This window comes from Kordiimonas laminariae, assembly GCF_023008165.1.
Taxonomy (GTDB): Bacteria; Pseudomonadota; Alphaproteobacteria; order Sphingomonadales; family Kordiimonadaceae; genus Kordiimonas; species Kordiimonas laminariae.
Window position 1 is genome coordinate 342,376 of record NZ_JAKQZA010000002.1, and the last position, 25,699, is coordinate 368,074.

Annotated in this window: 27 protein-coding genes and 1 riboswitch; of the genes, 4 read left to right on the plus strand and 23 right to left on the minus strand. The window is 45.9% G+C overall.

Translation table 11 applies throughout. The annotated features are described in order from the left end of the window. Nucleotides 1-6: 6 nt before the first annotated feature. The 6 genes from gcvPB to MF542_RS05090 form a co-directional block, all read right to left on the minus strand. Nucleotides 7-1,560, minus strand: a complete 1,554-nt coding sequence (gene gcvPB, locus MF542_RS05065; protein ID WP_247016603.1) for an aminomethyl-transferring glycine dehydrogenase subunit GcvPB — start codon at nucleotides 1,558-1,560, stop codon at nucleotides 7-9. Further along, on the minus strand, nucleotides 1,557-2,909 hold the full coding sequence (gene gcvPA, locus MF542_RS05070) for an aminomethyl-transferring glycine dehydrogenase subunit GcvPA (RefSeq protein WP_247016605.1): 1,353 nt from the start codon (nucleotides 2,907-2,909) through the stop codon (nucleotides 1,557-1,559). Before gcvPA ends, gcvPB begins: the two co-directional genes overlap by 4 nt. A gap of 83 nt (nucleotides 2,910-2,992) precedes the next feature. After that, a complete protein-coding gene (gene gcvH / locus MF542_RS05075) occupies nucleotides 2,993-3,364 on the minus strand; it encodes a glycine cleavage system protein GcvH (RefSeq protein ID WP_247016607.1) in 372 nt (123 codons plus the stop codon). A 21-nt stretch (nucleotides 3,365-3,385) separates the two neighbouring features. Next, nucleotides 3,386-4,519, minus strand: a complete 1,134-nt coding sequence (gene gcvT, locus MF542_RS05080) for a glycine cleavage system aminomethyltransferase GcvT (RefSeq protein WP_247016610.1) — start codon at nucleotides 4,517-4,519, stop codon at nucleotides 3,386-3,388. A 140-nt stretch (nucleotides 4,520-4,659) separates the two neighbouring features. After that, nucleotides 4,660-4,749: riboswitch (glycine riboswitch) on the minus strand. Nucleotides 4,750-4,953: 204 nt separating this feature from the next. Further along, nucleotides 4,954-5,952, minus strand: a complete 999-nt coding sequence (locus tag MF542_RS05085; RefSeq protein ID WP_247016612.1) for an alpha/beta hydrolase — start codon at nucleotides 5,950-5,952, stop codon at nucleotides 4,954-4,956. Nucleotides 5,953-6,162: 210 nt separating this feature from the next. Beyond that, on the minus strand, nucleotides 6,163-6,669 hold the full coding sequence (locus MF542_RS05090; protein ID WP_247016614.1) for a hypothetical protein: 507 nt from the start codon (nucleotides 6,667-6,669) through the stop codon (nucleotides 6,163-6,165). 211 nt (nucleotides 6,670-6,880) lie between these two features. Between MF542_RS05090 and ispH the strand changes: the two genes are divergently transcribed. The 3 genes from ispH to rnhA are packed head-to-tail and all read left to right on the plus strand — an operon-like array spanning nucleotide 6,881 to nucleotide 9,247. Continuing rightward, a complete protein-coding gene (ispH, locus tag MF542_RS05095; RefSeq protein ID WP_247016616.1) occupies nucleotides 6,881-7,837 on the plus strand; it encodes a 4-hydroxy-3-methylbut-2-enyl diphosphate reductase in 957 nt (318 codons plus the stop codon). Next, the gene (gene thrB / locus MF542_RS05100; protein WP_247016618.1) at nucleotides 7,837-8,805 is read left to right on the plus strand and encodes a homoserine kinase; all 969 of its coding nucleotides are present in this window, start codon (nucleotides 7,837-7,839) and stop codon (nucleotides 8,803-8,805) included. Before ispH ends, thrB begins: the two co-directional genes overlap by 1 nt. After that, the gene (gene rnhA, locus MF542_RS05105) at nucleotides 8,795-9,247 is read left to right on the plus strand and encodes a ribonuclease HI (protein ID WP_247016620.1); all 453 of its coding nucleotides are present in this window, start codon (nucleotides 8,795-8,797) and stop codon (nucleotides 9,245-9,247) included. Before thrB ends, rnhA begins: the two co-directional genes overlap by 11 nt. Here rnhA and MF542_RS05110 read toward each other — a convergent pair. From MF542_RS05110 to MF542_RS05140, 7 genes are all read right to left on the minus strand, one after another. Beyond that, nucleotides 9,244-10,017 (minus strand): substrate-binding periplasmic protein, encoded by a 774-nt coding sequence (locus MF542_RS05110; protein ID WP_247016622.1) that lies wholly within the window; start codon nucleotides 10,015-10,017, stop codon nucleotides 9,244-9,246. The two genes, rnhA and MF542_RS05110, sit on opposite strands and share 4 nt — an antisense overlap. A gap of 145 nt (nucleotides 10,018-10,162) precedes the next feature. Continuing rightward, complete coding sequence (locus tag MF542_RS05115; protein ID WP_247016624.1) at nucleotides 10,163-11,833, minus strand: M28 family metallopeptidase; 1,671 nt, start codon at nucleotides 11,831-11,833, stop codon at nucleotides 10,163-10,165. A gap of 128 nt (nucleotides 11,834-11,961) precedes the next feature. Beyond that, on the minus strand, nucleotides 11,962-13,245 hold the full coding sequence (locus MF542_RS05120) for a DsbA family protein (protein WP_247016626.1): 1,284 nt from the start codon (nucleotides 13,243-13,245) through the stop codon (nucleotides 11,962-11,964). Between the two features lie 16 nt (nucleotides 13,246-13,261). Beyond that, a complete protein-coding gene (locus MF542_RS05125) occupies nucleotides 13,262-13,720 on the minus strand; it encodes an NfeD family protein (protein ID WP_247016628.1) in 459 nt (152 codons plus the stop codon). A 3-nt stretch (nucleotides 13,721-13,723) separates the two neighbouring features. Next, complete coding sequence (locus tag MF542_RS05130; protein ID WP_247016630.1) at nucleotides 13,724-14,677, minus strand: SPFH domain-containing protein; 954 nt, start codon at nucleotides 14,675-14,677, stop codon at nucleotides 13,724-13,726. Nucleotides 14,678-14,788: 111 nt separating this feature from the next. Next, nucleotides 14,789-15,271, minus strand: coding sequence for a peroxiredoxin (locus MF542_RS05135; RefSeq protein WP_247016632.1), 483 nt, complete (start codon nucleotides 15,269-15,271; stop codon nucleotides 14,789-14,791). A gap of 80 nt (nucleotides 15,272-15,351) precedes the next feature. Further along, nucleotides 15,352-16,152 carry a protein-disulfide reductase DsbD domain-containing protein gene (locus tag MF542_RS05140; RefSeq protein ID WP_247016634.1) on the minus strand — a complete coding sequence of 267 codons (801 nt, stop codon included), beginning with the start codon at nucleotides 16,150-16,152 and terminating at the stop codon, nucleotides 15,352-15,354. Between the two features lie 177 nt (nucleotides 16,153-16,329). Here MF542_RS05140 and MF542_RS05145 point away from each other — a divergent pair, with 177 nt between their 5' ends. Further along, a complete protein-coding gene (locus MF542_RS05145) occupies nucleotides 16,330-16,893 on the plus strand; it encodes a YqgE/AlgH family protein (RefSeq protein WP_247016636.1) in 564 nt (187 codons plus the stop codon). Here MF542_RS05145 and MF542_RS05150 read toward each other — a convergent pair whose 3' ends face one another. From MF542_RS05150 to ctaD, 10 genes are all read right to left on the minus strand, one after another. Then, on the minus strand, nucleotides 16,894-17,583 hold the full coding sequence (locus MF542_RS05150; protein WP_343264847.1) for a PAS domain-containing protein: 690 nt from the start codon (nucleotides 17,581-17,583) through the stop codon (nucleotides 16,894-16,896). Nucleotides 17,584-17,710: 127 nt separating this feature from the next. Then, nucleotides 17,711-18,949: a M16 family metallopeptidase gene (locus MF542_RS05155; protein ID WP_247016640.1), complete on the minus strand. Its 1,239-nt coding sequence runs from the start codon at nucleotides 18,947-18,949 to the stop codon at nucleotides 17,711-17,713. Beyond that, nucleotides 18,946-20,343: a threonine synthase gene (gene thrC, locus MF542_RS05160; protein ID WP_247016642.1), complete on the minus strand. Its 1,398-nt coding sequence runs from the start codon at nucleotides 20,341-20,343 to the stop codon at nucleotides 18,946-18,948. The genes MF542_RS05155 and thrC overlap by 4 nt, the downstream gene beginning before the upstream one ends. A gap of 71 nt (nucleotides 20,344-20,414) precedes the next feature. Beyond that, on the minus strand, nucleotides 20,415-21,128 hold the full coding sequence (locus MF542_RS05165) for an SURF1 family protein (protein ID WP_247016644.1): 714 nt from the start codon (nucleotides 21,126-21,128) through the stop codon (nucleotides 20,415-20,417). Between the two features lie 5 nt (nucleotides 21,129-21,133). Further along, nucleotides 21,134-21,547: a DUF983 domain-containing protein gene (locus tag MF542_RS05170; protein ID WP_247016646.1), complete on the minus strand. Its 414-nt coding sequence runs from the start codon at nucleotides 21,545-21,547 to the stop codon at nucleotides 21,134-21,136. Between the two features lie 3 nt (nucleotides 21,548-21,550). Further along, complete coding sequence (locus MF542_RS05175) at nucleotides 21,551-22,399, minus strand: cytochrome c oxidase subunit 3 (RefSeq protein WP_247016648.1); 849 nt, start codon at nucleotides 22,397-22,399, stop codon at nucleotides 21,551-21,553. A 56-nt stretch (nucleotides 22,400-22,455) separates the two neighbouring features. After that, nucleotides 22,456-23,019, minus strand: a complete 564-nt coding sequence (locus MF542_RS05180; RefSeq protein ID WP_247016650.1) for a cytochrome c oxidase assembly protein — start codon at nucleotides 23,017-23,019, stop codon at nucleotides 22,456-22,458. Beyond that, nucleotides 23,019-23,156, minus strand: coding sequence for a hypothetical protein (locus tag MF542_RS05185; RefSeq protein ID WP_247016652.1), 138 nt, complete (start codon nucleotides 23,154-23,156; stop codon nucleotides 23,019-23,021). Before MF542_RS05185 ends, MF542_RS05180 begins: the two co-directional genes overlap by 1 nt. Further along, a complete protein-coding gene (locus tag MF542_RS05190; protein WP_247016654.1) occupies nucleotides 23,156-24,073 on the minus strand; it encodes a heme o synthase in 918 nt (305 codons plus the stop codon). Before MF542_RS05190 ends, MF542_RS05185 begins: the two co-directional genes overlap by 1 nt. Before the next feature lie 20 nt (nucleotides 24,074-24,093). Further along, on the minus strand, nucleotides 24,094-25,695 hold the full coding sequence (gene ctaD, locus MF542_RS05195) for a cytochrome c oxidase subunit I (protein ID WP_247016656.1): 1,602 nt from the start codon (nucleotides 25,693-25,695) through the stop codon (nucleotides 24,094-24,096). Nucleotides 25,696-25,699: the final 4 nt, after the last annotated feature.

Sequence of the window (25,699 nt, forward strand, 5' to 3'; positions counted from 1 at the left end):
ACTTCCTTAAGCGGAAGGTGGGGTGTAACGAAGTACAGGCTTACGCGCTGCCTGCGTTTCATCCAAGCGTTTACGTGGTGCATAATAAGGTGCACCTTCAAAGCGTTTCGTTTCACCTGCTTTCGCTGCTTCTGCAAGGCCGCGCATAGAGCGAATGAACTGATCAAGATTGAACTTGGATTCAGTTTCTGTTGGTTCAACAAGCATCGCGCCGTGCACTACCAGCGGGAAATACATCGTCATTGGATGATAGCCCTCATCGATCATTGCTTTTGCAAAATCAAGGGTGGTTACACCTGTATCCTTAAGGAAACGGTCATCAAACAGCGCTTCATGCATGCATGGTCCTTCATAAGAAGCACTCATTACATCCTCAAGCGATGCCAGAATATAGTTCGCATTCAGCACTGCATCTTCTGACGCCTGTTTAAGACCATCACCGCCGTGGCTGAGCATATAAGATAGCGCCCGTACATACATGCCCATCTGACCATGGAAAGCAGTTAGACGACCAAGAGACTTATCACCTTCACCATCTTTCCATTCGTGCAGTTTCAAGTTGCCATCAGCTTCTTTCACGACATATGGAAGTGGGGCGAAATCTTTAAGTGCATCGGAAAGAACAACAGGGCCAGAACCTGGGCCACCACCGCCGTGTGGCGTGGAGAATGTTTTATGCAGGTTAAAGTGCATAGCATCTACACCAAGATCACCAGGACACGCTTTACCCATAATGGCGTTGAAGTTCGCACCATCACAGTAGAAGAAAGCACCAGCTGCATGAACGGCATCAGCAATTTCACGCACTTCCTGCTCGAACAGACCACATGTGTTCGGGTTTGTGATCATTACAGCAGCAACTGTATCGTCTAGCGCTTCCTTAAGCGCCTCAACATCAACTCGGCCATTATTTTTACCCGGGATGGATTTCACTTTGTAACCACAGAAAGCAGCGGTTGCAGGGTTTGTACCGTGCGCACTTTCAGGGCACAGAATGACCTCACGTGCATCGCCGCGTGCTTCAAGTGCCGCGCGAATAGCCATCACACCACAAAGCTCACCATGCGCACCAGCCTTCGGAGAAAGCGCCACCGCAGGCATGTTTGTGATAGTCATAAGCCAATGTGATAGCTCTTCCATCAACTCTAACGCACCTTGCACTGTGGATTGAGGCTGAAGTGGATGAATATCACCAATACCCGGCAAACGTGCCATTTTTTCATTCAGACGCGGGTTATGCTTCATTGTGCATGAACCAAGCGGGAACACACCCATATCGATACCGTAATTCAAGCGGCTAAGGCGTGTATAGTGACGAACAACATCTGGCTCTGCCAGACCTGCACAACCGATTTCCGCAGTGCGTTCAAGCCCTGCGATTTCCATATCGAAATCATCGAAATCTTCAATATCAACTCCTGTCGTCTGAGTATTGCCTAACTCATAAATCAAAGGCTCAGCAAGACGAAGACCCTTATGGCCTGAGAAGCTTTCAAACATTTCTACTGGCGTTTTCACGTCAGTTGCAGCAGTTGGACGTCCTTGGTTATTCATGCTCATGCTACTGCTCCTTTAAGTGCAGAAACCAGTTCTTCGATATCACCATCAGTCACTGTTTCAGTGGCTGCAATAAGCAGCACATCATCATGCCCAGCATTTGGATCAAGACGACTGAAAGGAACGCCTGCTAGAACACCATCAGACGCAAGCTTTTCAACAACGTCGGCAGCATTCTTCGGAAGCTTCACGGCAAACTCGTTAAAGAAAGACGAGCTAAGCACTTCCACGCCATCAACCGCAGCAACTGCATTTTTCACATCCACTGCTTTCTTGTGATTAAGCTTCGAAAGCTTACGAAGGCCTTTTTCACCAAGCAATGACATGTGAATTGTAAACGCAAGTGAGCAAAGGCCAGAGTTGGTACAAATGTTCGATGTCGCTTTTTCGCGGCGGATATGCTGTTCACGTGTAGAAAGCGTAAGCACAAAACCACGAGTACCATCACTATCAACCGTTTCCCCACACAAACGGCCCGGCATCTGGCGAACATACTTCTGATTGGTTGCAAACATACCAAGGTATGGGCCACCAAAATTCAGACCATTACCAATAGACTGCGCTTCACCAACAACGATATCAGCGCCCATTTCACCAGGACTTGTGATAAGACCAAGTGACATAACCTCAGTTACAACAACAATGAGAAGCGCTTTATTCGCATGTGCCTTTTCAGCAAGCGGCGTCAAGTCAAGCACGTTGCCGCAAACACCTGGGTTTTGGAAAACAACACAACTTGTTGTTTCGTCAATCGCATCAATAGCTGCCTGCAGTTCTGCCTGTGCATCAGCTGGTTGAGCATCCAGAGCCACAACCTCATCATCCGTATACTGTGTGGTTGTTTCTACCACCGCACGATAATGTGGGTGCACACAGCCAGCGATAACAGCGCGTTTCTTACGTGTTACACGGCGTGCCATCATCACAGCTTCCGCTGTTGCCGTTGAACCATCATACATGCTGGCGTTTGCCACATCCATGCCAGTCAACTGGGCAATCTGTGTCTGAAACTCAAAGATATACTGAAGCGTGCCTTGCGCGATTTCCGGCTGATACGGTGTATAAGCCGTTAAGAATTCACCGCGCTGGATAATATGATCCACTGTAGCTGGTACATGGTGTTTATAAGCACCTGCGCCAACGAAAAATGGAACACTACCGGCAGCCGTGTTTTTTGATGCCATACGAGAGAGATGGCGTTCCACCTCAAGCTCTGTTTTATGGCGCGGCAGGTCGATTTCAGGGTTTAGAAATTCACCAGGAATATCTTTGAAAAGATCATCAACATGACGAACACCAATTTTCCCAAGCATTGCTTGGCGATCATCACTGGTTAATGGCAAGTAGCGCATGCGCTTACTCCTCAACAAAAAGCAAAAGCTTAAAACTCAGGCCTAAATGAAAAGCGCCAGCCAAAGGCCAGCGCTCAATCGTTTTATTCTAGGCCAGCAAGAAATTCTTTGTAAGCCGCTTCATCCATTGCAGCTTCAACTTCAGACATATCAGCAGGTTTCATTTTGAAGAACCAGCCACCATCCATTGGTGCGCTGTTCACTGTGCCCGGCTCGCCTTCTAGATCTTCGTTCACTGCAACGATCTCGCCAGCGATTGGCGCATATACTTCACTCGCTGCTTTCACAGATTCAACAACAGCCGCATCATCGCCTTTTTCAAAGGTTGCGCCTACTTCTGGCAGCTCAACAAATACGATATCGCCAAGCGCTTCCTGAGCGTGGTCTGTAATACCAACAGTTACTGTATCGCCCTCAACGAGCATCCATTCGTGGTCTTCAGTAAATTTAAGCATCTGATTTCTCCCCTACCTGACTTAGGAAACTTTTTTGCGCTTATAGCGCTGTTCGATAAATGGTGTTTGTGCAACTTTCGCCGCAAGCATCTTGCCGCGAACGATTAACTGAATATCTGTACCTGCCTCGGCAAGTTCAGCAGGAACGTAGCCCATCGCAACCGGGCCACCCACTGTTGGGCCAAAACCGCCAGAGGTAACTTGACCAATTACGTTACCGTCCATATCAGCGATTTCCACGCCCTCACGCGCTGGTGCACGGCCTGATGGCAAAATACCTACCAAGCGCTTCGACGTACCTTCAGCAAGTTCTTTAAGAATGCGTTCGCCGCCAATGAAATCACCTTCTTCACGGCGTTTTTTACCCAGTGCGAAATTAAGGCTCGCTTCAACCGGGCTAGTTTCATCATTAAAATCATGACCTGAAAGGCAGAGACCACTTTCAAGACGCAGGCTATCACGTGCACCAAGGCCAATCCATTCCACATCATCGCTCTTCAACAGGCGTGCTGCCAACGCTGGCGCTTCCTCTTTCGGAACAGAAATTTCAAAACCATCTTCACCTGTGTAGCCACAGCGGGCTACCCAGCACACAACGCCTTCAAGCGTTACCATTGTGCCTTCCATGAACACCATATCGCGTACTCTAGGATCAAGTTCCGCAAGAACATCTTCAGCCTTTGGTCCTTGAAGGGCAAGTAGTGCGTGATCTTCAAGCGGCTCTAGCGCTAGGCGACCTGCGAAGCGTTCTTCCAAAATGCCGTAGTCTTTTTCTTTACATGCAGCGTTTACAACAATGTAAAGTGATCCTTCCGGGTCAAACGTGCGAGTAACCATAAGGTCATCTTCAATACCGCCGTTATCATTTAGAAGAAGTGTGTAACGCATCTTGCCCGGCTTCAACACAGCCAGTGCAGAAGGCATAATTTCTTCAAGTACTTTCGCTGGGTCACTACCATCCACAGAACGCACATAAGCCTGCCCCATGTGCGACACATCAAACAGACCAGCTTTATCACGAGTATGAAGGTGTTCCTTCATAATACCCAGTGGATACTGAACAGGCATGGAATACCCAGCAAACGGTACCATTTTACCGCCCGCTTCAACGTGCAAGTCATACAAAGGGGTTTTTAGAAGATTTTCGTCGGCCATCTGACACTCTCCGCGCGCAAAGCAATTTCCCGGTATAACCGGATGAATGCCTCCTCTGTCACGGAACCTGAGAGATTTGACCTCGATATCAAGGCTTACCCCGTCGGTGAGGAACAAATGCTCCTGCTTTCCAGAGTGTCACTATTCGCGCGGTCCTTTTGCCTGAGAGTTTCCGAGGCGGTTGCTCCTTCGGCGTCAGCATGTTGGCTGAGCTCTCCCGCACGAACATTGTAAAAGTTACCTTTTACCTGACGTGATCGTGGGCAGGATCATAGGCAGAAACGCCTAAGAGTCAATTAAAGAAACACGTTTCCAAGCAGGTAATATTATTGCGCAAAATATATCGAATTTTTGCTTATTTTCTGAGAACTTGTATGGGCGAGATATTCATAGCCCGCCCAGTAAATTTCAAAAACAAGATTATTACACGTATTTTATTGTTTTTGCTTTATTATCCATTCAGCCATCACGGCCATTGCATCCTCAGACATATCCTCAGGCAACGTAGCATATTCGGATATTTGGCCAGTAACAGCTGTCTGAAATAGATGATTCATTTTAGGTAACACCCTAACGGCAACTTGATCATTATTTACAGCATCTGTAACTTTCTGAGCCACATCGAAGTTTAGCTCATCGGAAACCTGCATATCTAACTCTCCATAAAGCATCAAAAAAGGGATGTTTATATTCTTCAGATATTCAGCAGGATCAATTCGAAGAAAAGTATGCATCCAATTTGATGTCAACTCTCCCGCCTTTGCCATCGCCGCTGATGCTGGTATTCCCACACCTTCCAGGATTTTAGCTGCCTCCTTTTGAGCTACTAAAGGGTCATCGTGCTCTACCGCTTTGGCAACAAGCTGTTTTTGGATGGTAAGAGCAGTTTCAATTTGTGCAGGCGCAGCTCCTTGTGCCTGCATGATGGAAGTAATTTGGTCCAGAACCAGCTCACCATACCTTATCGCCGGGCTACCCAGCAGAATAGCGTGATCAATACATTGACACTCATTAGCGACAATAGACGTTACAATCCCGCCTTCACTATGGCCAATCATTCCAACAGACGAAAACCCGTTTAGCGTACGTGCATATTTCACAGCTCCCAATGCATCCTTGGAGAAATCAAATGTGGAGGCAGCAGAAAAATCACCTGTAGAGGAAGCGACACCACGATCATCATACCTCAGTGTGGCAATGCCGCGCCTTCCCAGATATTCCGCTAAGGCTTTGAAGGGTTTTTTACCGAGAAGCTGCTCATCCCGATCTTGTGGCCCAGAACCTGTAACCAGTACATAGAGTGGTGGCTTAGTAACATTCACCGGCTTCAGCAGTGTAGCTGCAAGCTTCACTCCCGGGCTTACACTATCGAATTCAACCTCTTGGGATACAAACACTTTATCATCTGCAGCTATTAAACCATTTGTCAGCATCAGGCCTATTCCCAACATCCCCACTTTAAAAAAAGTATTCAGTCGCATCATCACTATCCATATCTATTATTTCGTTATTTCGGAAAATACCAAAATAATAGATATGCGTTATATGAAACCTTTGCAAGTCGAGAATCAAAAATCGCCCTTCCCTGAACAGGAAAGAGCGATTTAAATACACTCAAAATGGTACCTAAGTTAGCGCAACGTTTAACGCACTATATTGAATACAGCGTCTTTTGGGTCTAGCTGGAAGCCAAGCAGAAGTTCATAGTTATAACGGCGCGCCTGCTCAATTGTAGGAACAAGCTGAGTAAGAACTTCATTCGATACTGCATTCCCTTCAGAATCGAAACGAAGAGTTACGTCATAAATTCGCTTAGTTACAATCTGACTGTTATCTTTCAGCACGGCTGCAAAGTACGGTACTGTAACAACAGAATCAGCCAACGCCGGCCCGCCTTGAGCACCAATAGTGAACGTCACTTCTGATTCTACGCTGTTCCCTTCTTCACAGCTAGACTGAACGTCGCGGATAGAAGCGGTAAATTCCACATCATCTGTTGTGCGCCCAGAACCGCTAAACTTTGTCAGCGTTCCAACATCGCCAACTACAGCAACAGCCAAACAGCGGGAAATAGTTACCTCAAGCGGGTTTCTATTACAGGCTGCTACAAAAAGCATCAAAGCCGAAGCTAACACAAGACGGACGGACATAAGTACCCTTTCACCATTCAACATATCAGCAACGCTGATTTGGCGGCGATCATAAAAAGAACACCATAAAAGCGCAACCCAAGTTGCAGCAATATTTTCATTAGGCTTTATTAGTGGACCATGACAAAAGTATGGCACCTTTCTTGTTCGCCTTGACCCGCCGCCAGTCTAGGGGTAGCAAAGGGCTTATATATTCTTTGGAGGCACCCCCATGGCATCTTCTGATACACCTCAATTACGTATCTTACTCGCGAACCCTCGAGGTTTCTGCGCAGGCGTTGATAGAGCTATCAAGATTGTTGAACTTGCGATCAAAAAATTTGGCGCGCCAGTATATGTACGCCATGAGATCGTTCACAACCGCTATGTTGTTGAAGGACTGGAAGCCAAAGGCGCTGTATTTGTAGACGAACTTGATGAAGTTCCTGAAGGCGTGCCTGTCGTATTTTCTGCACACGGTGTACCTAAATCCGTACCTGCTGAGGCGGAACGCCGGGAAATGATCTATGTAGATGCTACATGTCCACTTGTATCCAAAGTTCACCGGCAGGTGGAACGCCATAAGGATCGCGGCAATCACATTCTTATGATTGGACATGAAGGCCACCCCGAGGTGATTGGCACGATGGGCCAAGTCAATGAAGGCTCCATGACGTTGATCGAAACTGTTGAGGACGTGGATAATCTATCCCCTGAAAATCCGGCTAAGCTTTCCTACGTTACACAAACCACTCTTTCAGTAGATGACACCTCAGACATTGTGGAACGTCTGGAAGAGCGCTTCCCAGAACTTAAAAGCCCAAAGAAAGAAGATATCTGCTACGCGACGACCAACAGACAAATTGCTGTTAAAGCAATTGCAAAGGAAAGTGACCGCGTTGTTGTGATTGGCGCCCCCAATTCTTCCAATAGCCGAAGACTTGTTGAAGTAAGCGAAAAATCTGGTTGCCCGGCCGTTCTGGTACAGCGGGCCACTGATCTAGATTTTGAATGGCTGAAAGGCGCAAAAACCATTGGTATTTCAGCAGGCGCCAGTGCTCCAGAAATTTTGGTGGAAGAGGTTATCAGCGCTATCTTTGCACGGTATGAAGGTTATCTCGAAATTTTCACCACGGCAGAAGAAGATGTAACCTTCAAAGTTCCTCCTATCCTGAAAGATATTGCTTAATGGCTGTCTACACTAAGGTTGATGACCAGACACTAAATCAGTTTCTGGATAGGTATGATGCCGGGAAAGCGACAAGTTTCAAAGGCATTGCTGAAGGTGTGGAAAATTCCAACTACCTGCTTTCGACAACCAAAGCCCAATATATTCTTACACTTTATGAAAAACGCGCAAACCCGGAAGACCTGCCGTACTTCCTGAATATGATGGAACATATTGCTGATAACGGCCTTCCTTCCCCTAGGCCAATCAGGGATAATGAAGGTAAGGCGCTTCAAACCCTTTCAGGAAAGCCAGCCTGCCTTATCAGCTTCCTTTCAGGGGTAAGCGTTGATGAAACAAGTGATGCTCACTGTGCTGCTGTTGGAGAAGCTCTTGCGTTGATGCATAATGCTTTGGCAGACTTCAAAGAAAATCGGCCTAACGACTTGTCTCTTGATGGCTGGGAAAAACTAATCGCTGATACAGCAGATAACGCAGATAACGCAGATAGCATAAGCAGCGGATTATCTTCTTTCATCACAGAAGAGTTTGAATTTCTCAAAGCCCATTGGCCAACAAATCTACCAAGCGGCACTATTCATGCCGACCTGTTCCCGGACAATGTTCTTTTTACCGGACACAAAGTAACCGGGATTATTGACTTTTATTTTGGCTGCACTGATGCACTCGCATACGATCTGGCTATATGCATCAACGCTTGGTGTTTTGATGGAAACCATGAATTTGTGCCAAGCCGAGCGAAGCGTCTTATAGAGATGTACGATACACACCGTAGTCTCAGCCCAACTGAGCTTGAAGTATTCCCAATTCTATGCCGAGGCGCCGCACTAAGGTTTCTACTCACGCGCCTCTATGACTGGCTAAACCCGGTTGAAGGGGCTGTTGTGAATCCCAAAAACCCGCTCGATTATAAAAAACGCATCGAATTCCATCGTTCAGTGAAAGATACCGCTTCCTATGTCGTCTAACGATCAAATTGTTTTAATTTATACTGATGGTGCTTGTTCAGGGAATCCTGGTCCAGGTGGTTGGGGCGCACTGTTAATCTACGGCGAAAATGAAAAAGAAATCACCGGTGGTGAATTCAATACAACTAACAACCGCATGGAGCTAACGGCCGCGATTGAGGCCCTGAGGTTACTGAAACGTCGCTGCAAGGTAGAACTCTACACTGATAGTACTTACGTGCGCGACGGCATTACCAAATGGATTGACGGCTGGAAGGCCAAGGGTTGGAAAACGGCTGCAAAAAAACCTGTAAAGAATGAAGACCTATGGCGTGCCTTGGATGAAACCAGTAATCAGCATGATATTGTTTGGAAATGGGTTAAAGGTCATGCAGGTCATCCAGAAAACGAACGGGCAGATGCCTTAGCTAATCAAGGAATGGCTCTTTATAAAGGTGATTAATTATATTTCTTATAAATAGCCTCTAGTTGACCACTTCTTCTCATTTCAGAGATAATGCGATCAACTTCGGGCATTAAGGAAATATATGGAGACCTTTTTCCCATTAAAATATGGGCGCTAATACTTTCGAGGTTGACGCCCGTATCGAAAATATCTTTTTCAATAGCTTCCGTATCCATAACATTTTTATAAACTGACGGTGCAGTAATCACCAAGTCGGTCCTGCGGTCTGATAATAACCTGAAAGAATTCCGAGGATCAGGTACCAGATTTGCGTCGACCCCTCTAGAGAGTAGTTTCTCTTTGAACCATCCATCACCAATGACTGCTGCCATTTTCAGGCGCGCATCTATAACATCCTGAACACTTCTCATTGTGAGTATTTCATCAAGGCGAGGATGACCAGGATAAGTATATAGACGTCGTTGTAACTGATAAACTGGCAAAACACTAGGCACGACATAACGTAGCCGTTCAGTTGTTGGTACAGTCACAATGATATCGGCCCTACCCATTTTTACATCGATTTGGGCTCGCTTCCACGGGCGGTTTTCAAACTTAAGCTGTATTCCCAGCTCGTCCTCAAACACTGCACGCAAAACCTCTGCATAAACCCCTTGGGCTCGCTGGTTTTCTGGATAAATAAGAGGTTTGTTGGTTGCGTAAGAGACCGTGAGACTCTTTTCTGTTTCCAATCCGCTGATAGCGTTCGACAAAAAAAGAACACACAACAAAAAGAAACAAACAGAATGTTTAAATTTCAAAATCATGTACTCTTCAACCACACAAAAGGAACGTGGATTATATTAAAACAATTACTTATCAAAGCAATCTTTGATTTTATATTTCAGATATCTTTGAACATAAAAAAAGGGATGCAAAACTGCATCCCTTTATTACTTTATAGTCTAGATATTACTTACCGAATGTTTCACCGAAGAAGTCGCCTTCATTCCATTTAGGGCGCTCATTTTCATTCGCAATCGCTTTAATGATTAGATAATTTACATGTGCAAACTTAGCACCTGCATCATAATCGATATCAAGCGTGATCTGATCTGCTGGAGAATGATACTCATGACCTAAGAAATTCCTGAAGATCTCACCACCAACTTTACCAGATGGATCCGTTTCAAAACCTGTCACAAGAAATACAGAAGGAATACCTTGCTGAACAAAACGGTAGTGGTCACTACGCGTAAACAGACCTTGTTCAGGCATCGGGTCAGGACTTAATTTCAGGCCAATTTCAGCTACAGCTTTTTCAGTAATTGGACCAAGTGTTGAACGTTCTGCACCAAACGCAATCACATCTTGAAAATCATAAAGAATAAGCGGCATATCAAGGTTTACATTCGCAACCATTGTTGGCTTATCCACTGTTGGAAAGTTTGCAAAATAGCCCGCTCCAAGTAGGCCTTTTTCTTCCGCCGTTACAGCTGTGAACAGAATAGAACGACGTGGCTTTTCACCATTCGCATAGGCACGAGCTACTTCAAGCATAGTGGAAACACCTGCAGCATTATCTAGCGCACCGTTATTGATCTTATCTTCGCCTTCAGCATTTTCAGAAACCCCAATATGATCAAGGTGTGCAGAAATCACTACATATTCGTTCTTTAGTTTCGGGTCAGACCCTTCGATAACACCAACAACGTTAGGGCTTGTGAATTCGCCGGAAAGAACACTATCTTTCACAAGAGATGCAGAAGCTTTCAACTCCACAGGCTTTGCATTACCTTCAAGTGTTGCTTTTAGAGCATCTTCAAAAGAAGTAGCCGCGCCTGCAAAAAGTTCCTTAGCAACAGCGTGACTGACAGCAGCACTCGCTCCTACGGTTTTACCGCCCACTTCTTTACCGTCGGGGGTTTGCCAATCCATACGATCACGGTCAATAAAGCGCTTATAGAAAGTAAATGGACGCTGTTCTTCACTTGCAAATACGCTAATCACACCAGTAGCACCAAGCTCCGCGGCGGCACGTGATTTAGTTGCAGTTGAACGGTAATGCGCTCGCACTTCTGTATTCATATCTGAAGGAGCACCGCTTACAAGAACAACGACTTTACCCTTCACATCAAGACCAGCATAGTCGTCATGACCAGCTTCTGGGGCGTGGATACCATAACCCACAAAAACAAGATCGCCAGCAGCATTGCCTTTACTGTCACGCACACTACCAGACATCAAATATTCATCACCGAACGCCAATTCTTTGGTTTCGCCATTAACTGTAACAGCAACCTTTGACACATCTTTATTGATGCGAGCGTTCTGGAAAGGAACTTCCTGGAAGTAAGTTCCGTTATCCCCCATTGGTTTCACACCCAGGCGAGCAAACTCCGCAGCTACATATTTCGCAGCGACACGGTGCCCTTCACTACCTGTATCGCGACCCTTTAAAAGGTCATCCGACAGAAAAGCAATATCCGCCTTGATGCGCTCAGCACTAAATTCAGGAGCCTTATTTGTTGAACCAGCACGGTCGTTTGTTGAAACGGTCGCACATGCAGAAACAGCCAGCATCGCTGCAGCTGAAATACCAAGCTTCATAAACTTGGTAGAAATTACAGATGTTTTCCCCATGATGTCCTCAGGTTATGTTTATCTTTGTTACAGTGCACACTCAGTGATCTAGCCAACTTTACATCTTTCGTAAAGCTAAGATAAACCAAAGATATAGATCAGTTCAAAAGCTTAAGACCGCCAAACTATCATTCATTTTTTAGGATTTCTGCGATAGCCCACAAACGATCTTGTCCCCACAGGGTTTCATTTGCCACCCTGAATGTTGGCACACCCCAACTGCCATAAACCAACATCTCGTTCATATTTTTTTCTGCCTTTTCAAACCATTCTTCTTCGGGCAAGGCTTGCCCTAATGTATCGGCAGGTAGCCCCGCGTTTGCAATGATTTTCAACAGGCCTTCGTCTGTAGCCCCATCAATACCTTCTGCCCATACACCACGGGTGAAAGCGCTGAAAAATCTCAACATGCTTTCGTCATCAGGCAATGAAAAGCCAATAGCCATTGCTCGCTTCACTGCAAGACCAAGTGGGTCAACAATCTTACCAAACGGAATATCTTCAAGCCGAGCTTCTCTTGCAGCATCAGCAAGAATGTAACGCCCCTTGATGGGAGGTACCTTCATTCCGCGCATCAACATAGGCATGACAGGCTTGAGTTTCAGCTTAACACCCGAAAGCTCGGCAAATTCACCAACTTGTTGCAAAGACAAATGGCTGTATGGGCTTCGAACAGAAAAGAAAAACTCTACTGTTCTTCCTGCAACGGACTTGTCCAACGTTTCCAATCTGTGCCGCCAGATACGCGTCAGATCGAAATGGCATTCACCATCACCTAACCCCAGCCTGTTCAAGCGACGTTCAAGGTGATCTATACGGTCCACACCCACATAAAACTCCCCCTCATAATATAGGGATGCACTGGAATATTGACCGAGTTCACGTAGCCGCGTTTCATTATTGGCCAGCATCTGCTCATCAATGTCAGCAACGACACAGAGCTTCCTGACTGTTAGGAGATCTTCCCGCCATAAAGCAGCGCCAACTTCCTGTGCGATTGAGAAAAACTTTGGGTCATCCTGTATGCTGGCAAGATAACGGTTAGCCATCCCCACGCTAAGGCGATCCGGCACACTAGCGGATGCTGGAAACCCCAACCCGTATAGCTTGGCGAGACGAGCAGCATCAATAATGCTATACCCTTCAAAGCGTGCTGGATCTGGGTACATATTAGCTGGAAGCTTTTCCACAACGAGCGGTGTGATTTGCACATCAAACCGATATGCAATTTCAGGCAAAACCTGAACCATCAACTGACAATATGGATCATCTGCCCGGTGGAAGTATAGAATTTCATGAGGTCGTCGAACCAAACGCCGCGCAAACTCTGCACGACGTCTTTTTCCATTTAATCTGGCTTCACTTGTTAACCACGCAGCAACACGTGATCTCAATATCGCTTTAAAGTTCATATGGCTATCTTTGCTGCTATTCGGCAGCAGGTTCAACCATTAAAACCGTTCCTTCCACAGAAATTACACGAACTTTATCACCAATTGCCGCATCTGATCCTTCCGCAAGCCATAAGCTATCCCGAACAGAAACCTGGCCACGGCCGTTCTCAATCGCCTTAGCGACAGTGTAAATATTACCAACATGGTCTTTACCTGCCGTATTTACTTCCTGATCAGGCTGCTGTTCACCTGCGGAATAAAAATACTTATTCCCAACATATATAGAAATGGCACCAACAGCTGCAAAGAACAGTCCATGTCCTTCAAAACCTAAATCAGGCATCAGCCATGCAACCATGCCAGTAGCCAATCCTGCAAGACCTATCCAGAGCAAATAAACACCTGGGATTAACATCTCGCCTACCAGCAGTAGTACCCCCGCAGATAACCACAGCCAATAGGCATTTTCATTCATCCATGCAAAATCAAACATAGCTTACTCCACGTTAGGGATACCGCTCGCGCTCGTTGGTTTGGTTTTCTTCACTTCACTGAAAAGTTCAGAAATACCACCGATTGAGCCAATCACACTTGAAGCTTCCATTGGCATAAAGACTAGCTTTTCATTTGGTGAATTTGCAAAACTACCAAGCGCTTCAACATATTTTTGCGCCACAAAATAGTTGATCGCCTGTTTATCACCAGCCGCAATCGCATTAGATACCATTTCCGTAGCTTTCGCCTCAGCTTCCGCTTCACGCTCACGGGCTTCAGCGTCTCTAAAGGCTGCTTCTTTACGCCCTTCTGCCTCTAGCACGGCAGCTTTCTTTTCACCTTCTGCGCGAAGGATTTCTGCCTCTCTTAAGCCCTGAGCTTCAAGAATAGACGCACGTTTATCACGCTCTGCCTTCATCTGGCGCGCCATCGCATCAACAATATCTCTTGGTGGTGCGATATCCTTGATTTCGATACGTGTGATTTTCACGCCCCAAGGCTGCGTTGCTTCATCCACCACATTCATCAGGCGTGCATTAATATCATCACGCTTGGAAAGCAATTCATCAAGATCCATCGACCCCATCACTGTACGAAGATTGGTCATCGTAAGGTTCAAAATGGCTAGTGTCAGATTGTTTACTTCATAGCTTGAGCGTGCAGCGTCCAGAACTTGAAAGAACACTACGCCATCAGCAGCTACCATCGCATTATCTTTGGTAATCACTTCCTGTGTAGGAATATCAAGCACCTGTTCCATCATATTCATCTTGCTACCGATACGTTCAATAAACGGTACAATGATATGAAGGCCCGGCCTTAAGGTTTTGGTGTATTTCCCTAGTCTTTCAACAGTATATTCAAAGCCCTGCCCCACTGTCACAACCGCGGAAAAGACAAAAATAACCGCCAGCAAACCTACTAGCCCGACAACGATTTCCGACATCTCAAACATATAATTCCCCCTAATTGGAAGGTTATCCCTAAAACCTATATATGTATTTTCAAGGCAAATAAAAAGGGGCAGCCAAAGCCACCCCTTAAAAAACAATTATTTTATAACAACTTACAGCTGCCCAAGCGCATGCTCCGCACTAGATACTTGGAATGCGCCAGGTTCTTCCACATTCAACTCCGTCACGGTACCGTTTTCAACAATCATGGAGAAACGAACCGACCGAAGTCCCATACCGAAACCAGAAGCATCCATCTCAAGACCGATAGCTTTAGTAAAATCGCCATTCCCGTCTGCGAGCATTGTCACTTTATCACCAGCGCCTGTGTTTTCGCCCCATGCATGCATTACAAATACGTCATTCACAGCATAACAGGCAATTTCATCAACACCTTTTGCCTTGATCGCATCTGCTTGTTCAATAAAACCGGGTAGGTGCTTAGCAGAACATGTTGGTGTAAACGCGCCCGGCACAGAAAAGATCACAACCTTCTTGCCTGCAAAATATTCTTCTGTCGCGATTGGCGCTGGTCCATCTGCTGTCATTGTTGTTAGCATTGCTGCAGGAATTTTATCGCCAACTTGAATAGTCATAATCACCCCTTACCGTTTCAGGATTAAAATTTCAGGGGACAGAGTAAAAGATTATTCCCCTGATGAACATAATTAAGATGTTACAGATCAATAAACCGTTCGATGGATGCACCACGACCGTTAGTAAAACTCAAACGAACTTGCTTACCTTTGAGATCAATCTTCTTATTTCCCGTTTGAGCTGAGAGAACAAAACGAACCGTCTTTCCATCAGGCAGCATACGTTTCTTCGGCTTCCCAAAGTGAGCAACTGTGCCTATTTCCGCAAGCACATCTGCGTTTGTTAGGTTACCGGAACCTGTCGCATCGACGATAACTTTTTGATGCCCCATTTTACCGACCAATTTAGCAGATAAAACTTCTAGGCCTGCACCATCATCACCTGCGCGCGCTGGTACTTTATCCATCCAACTGGATACACGAATATCATGAATAGAGTCGTCCGCACCGGATGTATCAACCATATAGTCTATATTAAACGGCACACAGATATCCTTGCAGACCATAAAGTCTACCTTCACAGGTACCTCAGCAGATTGTGCATCAACATAGAACGGCATAATAACTTGTTTGCCGTATCCATATGTCTCAAGTCCAAAAAGTTCGAAGCGTTCTGGGAATGGATATAATACTTCAATCTGTTCACCACCCGAAGATATCTTCACAGGTAAGCCTGCTTCACCCGGAGAACGCCAATAAGTTTTCCAGCCCGGGGCTAACTTCGCTTCCCATGCCAGCAACTTCTTACCCGCATCATCAGACATACTTGTCACCACGACGCGTGTTTGAAGCATTCCGTCATGATCATGCCATTTGGTTTCCGAGGCATAACTCTTCACTGATAGAATTGCACTTACCAATAATACTACAAACAATCGCACATTTATTCTCCGGCAAATTTTCCTTTTATATAAGCGAGCACCCTTACATTCTCCAATCGCCTTTTATCACAAACTCGTCAGATTGCAGGAACTAAACAGAATAAACACCTCATTTGCTTCATTGCTTCACCTACCTTGAGAGAGTAAACTATACATAAATAACAAAAGGACACGACCTTGACGTCAGCGAATTTTTTAGACAGTAAACTTCTTCTTGCAATGCCAAGCATGACCGATGAAAGGTTCGACAGAACAGTCATTTATTTATGCACTCATGACGAATCTGGCGCTATGGGACTGGTTATTAACCAGCAGGCAGAAAACCTTAACTTCGAAGAACTACTCACACAGTTAAACATTGAAACCCACCCTAATACACCGGACATTCCAGTTCATCGTGGGGGCCCTGTGGAACCAGGTAGAGGGTTTGTTCTACATTCCGCAGATTTCGTACAGGACAGCACGCTTGTTGTTAGTGAAACATTGGCGCTTACTGCAACCGTCGATATCTTGAGTGCTATGGCCGAAGGCAAGGGACCAATACATAATCTGTTAGCTCTTGGCTATGCAGGTTGGGGACCCGGCCAGTTGGAAGACGAAATCATTGCTAACAGCTGGCTTACGGCAGAAGCTGATGAAGAGATTATTTTCAATACCGACTTTGAACAAAAATGGCCTCGGGCCATGGCAAAATTAGGCGTGAATATATCTATGCTTTCCACAGATGCAGGACATGCCTGATTAATGATGCTGAAAACTTGTATCAATATTAGCTAAACTTAGTGATGGGATTGCAGTGTAAAGCTGATGCTGGCCTTTACGGTCAATCTCAATCACTTTAGGCAAATCTATTGCCCTTAAAGTTACCTTCAGGCTATCCAGCAAATCTTTTACACGTTTAGATAAATGCTCTTCCATAAGCGCTCTAGGTGACGGCACCACAAGTAGCTGTTGCAAGCTCTGTTCGAACCCGCCCCATTTATCAATAAAGCCCTGATTATTCACCTCAAATGGGCGAACTACACCAACCATAATAACACCGCCCATCGCTCGTTCTTCAATAAAAGGGAGTGATAGAACTTCCAAATCAAAATTGGAGTCAGCTTCAATTTGGAAGGTACCAGTTCTGAGAATACCGCACCCTTGGACAAGCGCTGTTGCGTACATCTCTTCCATAACAGAACCCTGTTCTGTTTCAGAGAAAACACTACTGTAGGTTCTACCCGCCATACCGCGCCCCATAGCACTTTCCAGAGCCGAACCTGCAAGGCGGTATCTAAGTGCACCATCTGGTGCCATTTCTAAAATAAACATCCAAGGTAAGATACTTGTAAGTTCCCGCAGGTCTAATTGTCCTCTTTGCGGAACGCTGTTACCTTTACACAAGGAATACCAATAGCCTAAAAACAGGCATATCTCAGGACACAACAATTAATTTTCTCCCCAAACGTTGTGGGGATACTACCACTTGCGCCAACCCTGAGCAATCAGGGAAACCTCGTACAGTTATTAATTCAACTGATTAAATGTTCAGAAAAAGCAAATGTAAAAGAAACAATTAAAAACTAATTGTATCAAAGTTTCCGTTACCTACCACTGCAATAGAAGTTTGGTTCTGATCAATGATTGTTGTGCCAATATTTCTTACTTGCTCTACAGACACAGATTCTACGTTTGCAATCATTTCTTCAACAGGGATTACGCGATCAAAAACAAGTAATTGCCGCCCAAGTTGTTCCATTCTTGATGTTGTCGATTCGAGCGCCATCATCAAACTTGCCTTCAATTGCGCGATTGCGACATTAAATTCCTGCTCTTCAGGCCCATCAGCTAGCGCCGCCATTTCAGCCTGAATTACAGGGATCATTTCATCAACCATATCAGGGCCTGTACCTGCATAAAGGCCAAACAACCCTGTATCCTGATGACTGCTTGTAAAACTGTAAACTGAATAGGCCAGGCCTCTTCGCTCTCGCACTTCCTGGAACAAACGAGAGGACATGCCCCCACCTAGGATTGTGGAATAAACCTGTGCAGCATAATAATTTTCGTCATGGAACGAGGTACCAGGCCAAGCGGCAGCAATGTGAACTTGTTCAAGGTCACGTTTTTCTATTTTCCGACCACCAGTATAAACCGCCTGCTCTGCGCGTTGCTTTACGCCAGATGGCATACGGCCCATTTTCTCTTCAACTGCTTTAACAACCGCATCATGGTCCAAATATCCAACAGCTGAAACAACAGTGTTGGCGCCAACATAATTTGTTGAAAGATAGCTTAACAAATCATTTTGCGTGAAAGAGCGAATTGTTTGTTCTGTGCCCAGTATCGGACGCCCGATTGCCTGATTACCGTATGAAATACCTTGGAGATGATCAAAGATTACATCATCTGGAGTATCAAGGGATTGCCCTACTTCCTGCAAGATTACTTCTTTTTCTCTATCCAGCTCTTTCTGGTCACACACACTGTTCATAACAATGTCGGATAGCACATCAAGTGCCATAGAAAGGTCGTCTTTCAAAACACGGGCGTAGTAGGTGGTATTATCGCGAGTGGTATATGCATTAATATGACCACCCAAACTTTCGATCCCCAATACAATATCTTTAGCAGACCGGGTCTTCGTGCCTTTAAACAGCATATGTTCGAGACAATGCGTAATACCATTCAGAGCCTCAGGCTCATGCCTTGCTCCAACATCTGTCCAGATACCAATAGATACGGTTTCCAAACTTGCACGGTGTTCTGTAATAACCCGAAGGCCGTTTGATAAGGTGGTAACCTGAACGGTCAAGAGCCGTTTCCTTCCAAGATTCTTCGCTGCAACATCTTTTTATCATTTGGCAGCACTTCGAAGCGTTCTTCACGCTCATAAAGATCGGCCATATGCTGAGGAAGATTTGGAATTACTCCACACGCCTCCTCTACCGCAGCACCGAACTTAACAGGGTGCGCAGTGGAGAGTGTTATATTCGGAACTGCAGAAGAATCAAGGCTTGTACGCGCCACTTCAATGCCTACAGCGGTGTGAGGGTCTGAAATATAACCATTTTCTTCAAAAATACGCTTCATAACCGCTTTTGTCGTAGCGTCGTCTACCCGGTCTGCAACAAAGTTATCTTTAAGAATCGCATGATGGTCAGGTGACAAACTGAAGAATTTATCCGTCGCAAAGCTATCCATATAACTCTGCACCATATCGCCATCACGTCCGGTAAGATCAAAAATCAGGCGTTCAAAGTTGCTTGAAACCTGAATATCCATGCTCGGAGAAAGCGTAGCGTGCGTTTCACCAGAAGCATATGTACCGGTATTAAGCGTACGAGCGAGAATATCATTGCTGTTTGTAGCAATCGCCAATGTTTCAATCGGCAGGCCCATGCTCTTTGCTATGTAACCCGCGAAAATATCCCCAAAGTTCCCGGTAGGAACACTGTAAGAAACTTTTCTATCTGGCGCACCTAACGCCACAGCGGATGTAAAATAATATACGATCTGGGCCATCACCCGGGCCCAGTTAATCGAATTCACTGCCGTCAGGCCAACCTTATCACGGAATGCAAGATCATTAAAACACGCTTTCACAAGTGCCTGACAGTCATCAAAGGTACCCTCAACAGCAATATTCACCACATTCGGTTCAAGCACTGTTGTCATTTGCTTGCGCTGCACATCAGAAACGCGATCTTTGGGATGAAGCATATATATGCGCACGTTGTCACGCCCACGACAGCCTTCAATCGCTGCAGAGCCCGTATCCCCAGATGTTGCACCGAGAATTGTGAGCTTCTCTTTACGCTTTTCCGTAAAGTGGTCGAAAAAACGCCCTAGAAGCTGTAGCGCGAAATCCTTGAACGCCAACGTCGGCCCATGGAACAGCTCTAAAAGCCAATCATTGGGGGAAAGCTGCACCATCGGGGCAACAGCATTATGCTGAAATGCATCGCCGTATGTTGCATCAAGCATTTTTTTCAGGTCAACATCAGAAACGGAACCCGCAACAAACGGCTGAATTACCTTGAAAGCGACATCAGCATAAGAAAGGCCTCGCATCGATCGAATATCTTCTGCGGTAAAGCTGGGAATTTCCTCAGGCACATAGAGACCGCCATCACGGGCAAGACCTGTGAGTGTTACACCTTCAAAATCTAAAACATCGGCCTTGCCACGCGTGGAAATATATTTCACGATCAATACTCTCAGCTTTACAATTATTGCGCAGAGCTAGTCATAATTTGTGATGCGTCAAAGCGCAAGCCTCAACTATTCTCGCGACCTCTTTTCAGGCCAAAAAGTATGTAAATAGCAAGAAGTGTAGCAGCTAGACCAAACCAGGTGATCGTATATTGAAGATGATTGTTAGGGATATCTACACGCACCTGTCCGCCAAGAGGCAGGCTTCCCTTACCACCTACCTGATCTGAAAACACCCGGAAGTGATAATACTCTTTGGTACGCAAACCAAAAGCCTCTGCCATTTCGTGTACGTTGGCTACATACCATGTATTACCAGTTGGATCATTTGCAGGAGTAAAACTTGAAGCTTCGGCACTTGTCCGCAGCACACCTGTGATACTCACATCTCCTGCAGGCAACTCTGGTAGCGTATCTTCGGTCATGGGTATCCACCCCCAGTTAACCAGCACTGCCATTCCGAACGTAGTTTTGACCGGGCTATATAGGTAGTAACCCGGCTTTCCATCAACATTGGTGCCGAATAGCTTAAGCGGTTCTGAGGTACCATGTGTACCAGAGAAGTAAACTTTGCGGTAATTTAGTTGGGCTGGGTCATCCACATGCACGGGCAGCTTGATTGGTTCAGCAGTTAACCCTTCTTCAATCTGTGCAAGCATAGCTGTTTTCGGGCCAACTTTACGCGCCTGCCATGTACCAAGACTGCTTAGGATAACAAGCGAGATAACGGTTGCAATAGTAAGACCTGTACCCGGCTGAAAACGTTTCTTCTCTGCCATAACTCTTAACCTTCGTCTGTTAACTGGCCTTCATGAGCATCATGATGGAATTGCAGCGCTACTAAAGTTGCTTTGATAACTCGAAGAAGCCAGATGGTACCACCAATGATCATAGCAATCAGAAAGATCATAATAGCCCACATGGGTAACCCGATTGCTGCATAGAGATATGCACCGATAATAGCACAGAGCGCCCCAAGGATCATGATCACGAATATCTGGGCCCCATCACCCGCATCTGCTTTACTTAGATCAAATCCGCAATTCTCGCAGACACCTCGAAGTTCCAACAGGCCGTTATAGATAGGTGCGTCACCACAGTTCGGGCATTTGCAGGAAAGTCCGGCCTTATACGGAGAAACCGACCGAGATTGCTCTCGATCGGTTTCTTCAACTTGATCTGATTGTTGGTCAGCCACGGATTATTGGCCGCCCCAGATGTATACGCAGATGAACAGGAACAGCCATACAACGTCTACAAAGTGCCAGTACCAAGCAGCTGCTTCAAAACCGAAGTGGTGATCAGTCTTGAAGTGACCTTTGTATAGACGGCCCAAGCATACTGCTAGGAAGATTGTACCAACGAATACGTGGAAGCCGTGGAAACCTGTCGCCATATAGAATGTAGCGCCGTAAATGTTGCCAGAGAAACCAAACGCAGCGTGGCTATATTCATAACCCTGAACTACAGAGAAGATCAGGCCAAGAGCAACTGTCAGCCAAAGCGCTTGTTTCGCCGCTTCACGGTTACCTTCAACAATAGCATGGTGCGCCCATGTTACTGTTGTACCAGATAATAGAAGAATGAGTGTGTTGATCAAAGGCAGGTGGAATGGATCAAATGTCTCAATACCTTTTGGAGGCCATACAGCTTCCTGACCAAGGGATGAGAATAGATCAGCCGGATCAACAGGCAGTGCCGGGTATAGAGACGCATTAAAGAACGCCCAAAACCATGCAACGAAGAACATTACCTCAGAAGCAATGAAGAGGATCATGCCGTAGCGCAGACCAATTTGAACTACAGGTGTATGATCACCTGTTTCACCTTCGTGAATTACGTCTTTCCACCAAGCGATAGAACCGTAAACCGTACCTAGAAAGCCGATAATTAGAGCATAACTACCCCAACCGCTTGCACCAAAAAGCTCAGCTTCTGGCTTCATTGCGAACACAGCACCCACCATCATGATCAATACAAAGAATGATACAAATGCAGGCCATGGGCTTGGGTTTACCAGATGGTAGTCGTGTTTAACTTCGCCCGCCATAAAATTTCTCCTGACAAAATACCGGAAAATCCGGCATTCCTAGTTCCCTAAATCAATCAGCGACCAGCAAGCACTTCCGCCATTTCTTCGTCATCCAGTACGAAGAATGTATATGAAAGTGTTACTTCGGTAACTTCATCCAAATTCAGATCCTCATCAATCGAAGGATCAATATAATAGACTACAGGCATCTGTACCCGTTCGCCTGGTTTCAAAATCTGCTCGGTAAAGCAGAAACAATCTACTTTCGCAAAATAACTGCCAGCTTTATGTGGTGCCACATTATATGTAGCACGCCCAACTAGTGTTTTATCAGTTGGGTTATAAGCTTCATAATAAGCAAGCCCCTGCTCGCCTACCTTCAGTGTTTGCGAAATCTGCATTGGGGCAAAATCCCAAGGCATATCTCTGTGAGTGTTTGCGATAAAACGAACACGCATATCCCGATTAATGGTATTTACAGATGCCAGTTCTTCAGACCTTTGCGTCGTACCGCCATAACCTGTTACTTTACAGAACAGATCATAAAGCGGCACAGCGGCATAAGCCATACCCAGCATTGCAACCACAACACCACCAGCCATCAGAGCTACTTTTTTATTTTTGCTCTCAGCGCTCATTATGGTGTCAGGCCCTTAATACGGAAATAGCTGATCACAGCCAAAGAGATAACAAAGATAAACAGGCTTGCACCGAGAACGCGGTTACGCTTTTTCATCTTGGTGTGAAGTTCTGAATATTTATCATCGCCTGACATTAGATCAGCCCCATAACAACACGTTCTGCAGCAAGTACTGCAAAAGCAGTAAACAAATATAAAATCGAAAACAGGAACAGCTTTTTGTACGCTTTTTCATTGCCGCGCCATACATAGAAGGCGAGCACAAGGAACCAAGCGCTAAGTGCCGATGTAACCACACCGTATACAGGGCCAGCAAAGCCCATAAAGTAAGGCGCGATAGCACAAGGCACCATCAAAAGACTGTATAGAAGAATTTGCTTTCTGGTTTCCTTTTCTCCAGCCACAACCGGCAACATAGGTACACCCACCTTCTCATAATCCTTATGGATAAAGAGAGAGAGCGCCCAGAAGTGAGGCGGTGTCCAGAGGAAAATAATACCGAAAAGCACAATACTTTCGATTGTTACACTATCAGTTACAGCAGCCCAACCAATCATCGGAGGGAATGCACCTGCAGCACCACCAATCACAATATTCTGTGGGGTACGGCGCTTCAGCCACATTGTGTAAATAACAGCATAAAAGAAAATCGTAAGAGCAAGAAGAATAGCAGATGTTACATTAACAAGCAGCCCCAGAAGAATTACTGAAGCCACCGAAAGCGTAAGACCAAACCCAAGGGCATCGCCTGGGGTTACTCTTCCAGCAGGGATCGGACGCTTAGCTGTCCTATCCATTACCGCATCGATATCGGCATCATACCACATATTAAGGGCGCCAGAGGCTCCCGCACCAATGGCAATCAGCACAATAGCAGCGATTGCGATAACCGGGTTCATAGAACCTGGAGCCGCAATCAATCCTACAAATGCAGTGAAGATCACAAGTGACATAACACGAGGCTTCAACAGTGCGATGAAGTCCCCTGCTTCCGCTTCCTGCCCTGAGGCAGGAAGATCACTTTTAATCGTGGATGTCAGACTATCAGCCAACGTTCCAATTCCTACTCAACTTACTTGATTTTTGGTAGTTCGTTGAACTGGTGGAATGGAGGAGGTGAAGATAGTGTCCACTCAAGAGTAGTAGCACCTTCGCCCCACTGGTTATCCGCCACAGTCTTCTTACGAGACAGTGTGATACCCATAACAACCATGAACAATACAACGCCAACAAGCGTTACCAGGTAACCCCATGACGACCATGCGTTCCAGTATGCATACGCATCTGGGTAATCAACATAACGGCGTGGCATACCCTGCAAGCCTAGGAAGTGCTGCGGGAAGAAGATCAGGTTCACACCCACGAATGTTACCCAGAACTGAAGCTTCGCAAGGAAGTTCGGGTATTCACGACCGGACATTTTACCAACCCAGTAATAGAGGCCAGCGAAGATCGCAAACACTGCTCCAAGTGATAGTACATAGTGGAAGTGAGCAACCACATAGTAAGTATCGTGAAGAACAATATCAGCACCAGCGTTTGAAAGTACAACGCCTGTTACACCACCAACTGTAAACAGAAGGATGAAGGCGATAGCGTACATCATTGGTACTTCAAAGGTGATAGAGCCACCCCACATTGTTGCAATCCAAGAGAAGATTTTCACACCTGTTGGAACCGCAATAACCATTGTCGCAGCTACGAAGTAAGCTTTTGTATCTACATCAAGGCCAACTGTGTACATGTGGTGCGCCCACACTACGAAGCCGATGAAACCGATCGCTGCCATCGCATACGCCATTCCTAGGTAACCGAAAATCGGCTTGCGAGAGAATGTAGAGATGATGTGGCTTACGATACCAAATGCAGGCAGGATCATGATGTATACTTCAGGGTGACCAAAGAACCAGAACAGGTGCTGGAACAGAATTGGATCACCACCACCAGCAGGATCAAAGAATGTTGTGCCGAAGTTACGGTCAGTCAGCAGCATTGTGATCGCGCCAGCTAGTACAGGCAGAGACAGAAGAAGCAGGAATGCAGTGATCAGTACTGACCAAGCAAACAGTGGCATCTTGTGAATTGTCATGCCCGGAGCACGCATGTTGAAAATAGTTGTGATGTAGTTAATCGCACCCATAATCGAAGAAGCACCAGCCACGTGAAGCGAGAAGATCGCCAGGTCCATTGAAGGACCAGGGTGACCAGTTGTTGATAGTGGTGCATATGCTGTCCAGCCGCCACCGAAACCAGCAGCACCCGGCGCACCTTCTACAACAGTAGAAAGAAGCAGCAGAATAAACGCTGGAGGCATTAGCCAGAAAGAAATGTTATTCATGCGAGGGAACGCCATATCTGGCGCACCAATCATTAGCGGTACGAAGTAGTTACCAAAGCCACCGATCAGAGCAGGCATAACCATGAAGAACACCATGATAAGGCCGTGACCAGTTGTCAGCACGTTAAACATGTGACGCGCTTCTTCTTCGGAGATGCCTAGAACGCTAGGAAGGAATTGAACGCCCGGCTCCATAAGCTCCATACGCATCAGACCGGACATAGCAAAGCCGATCACGCCCGCAAAAAATGCGAACCATAGATACATCACACCGATGTCTTTGTGGTTGGTGGAAAGTACCCACCGCTTCCACCCAGTTGGGTCTGCGTGTGCCATTACT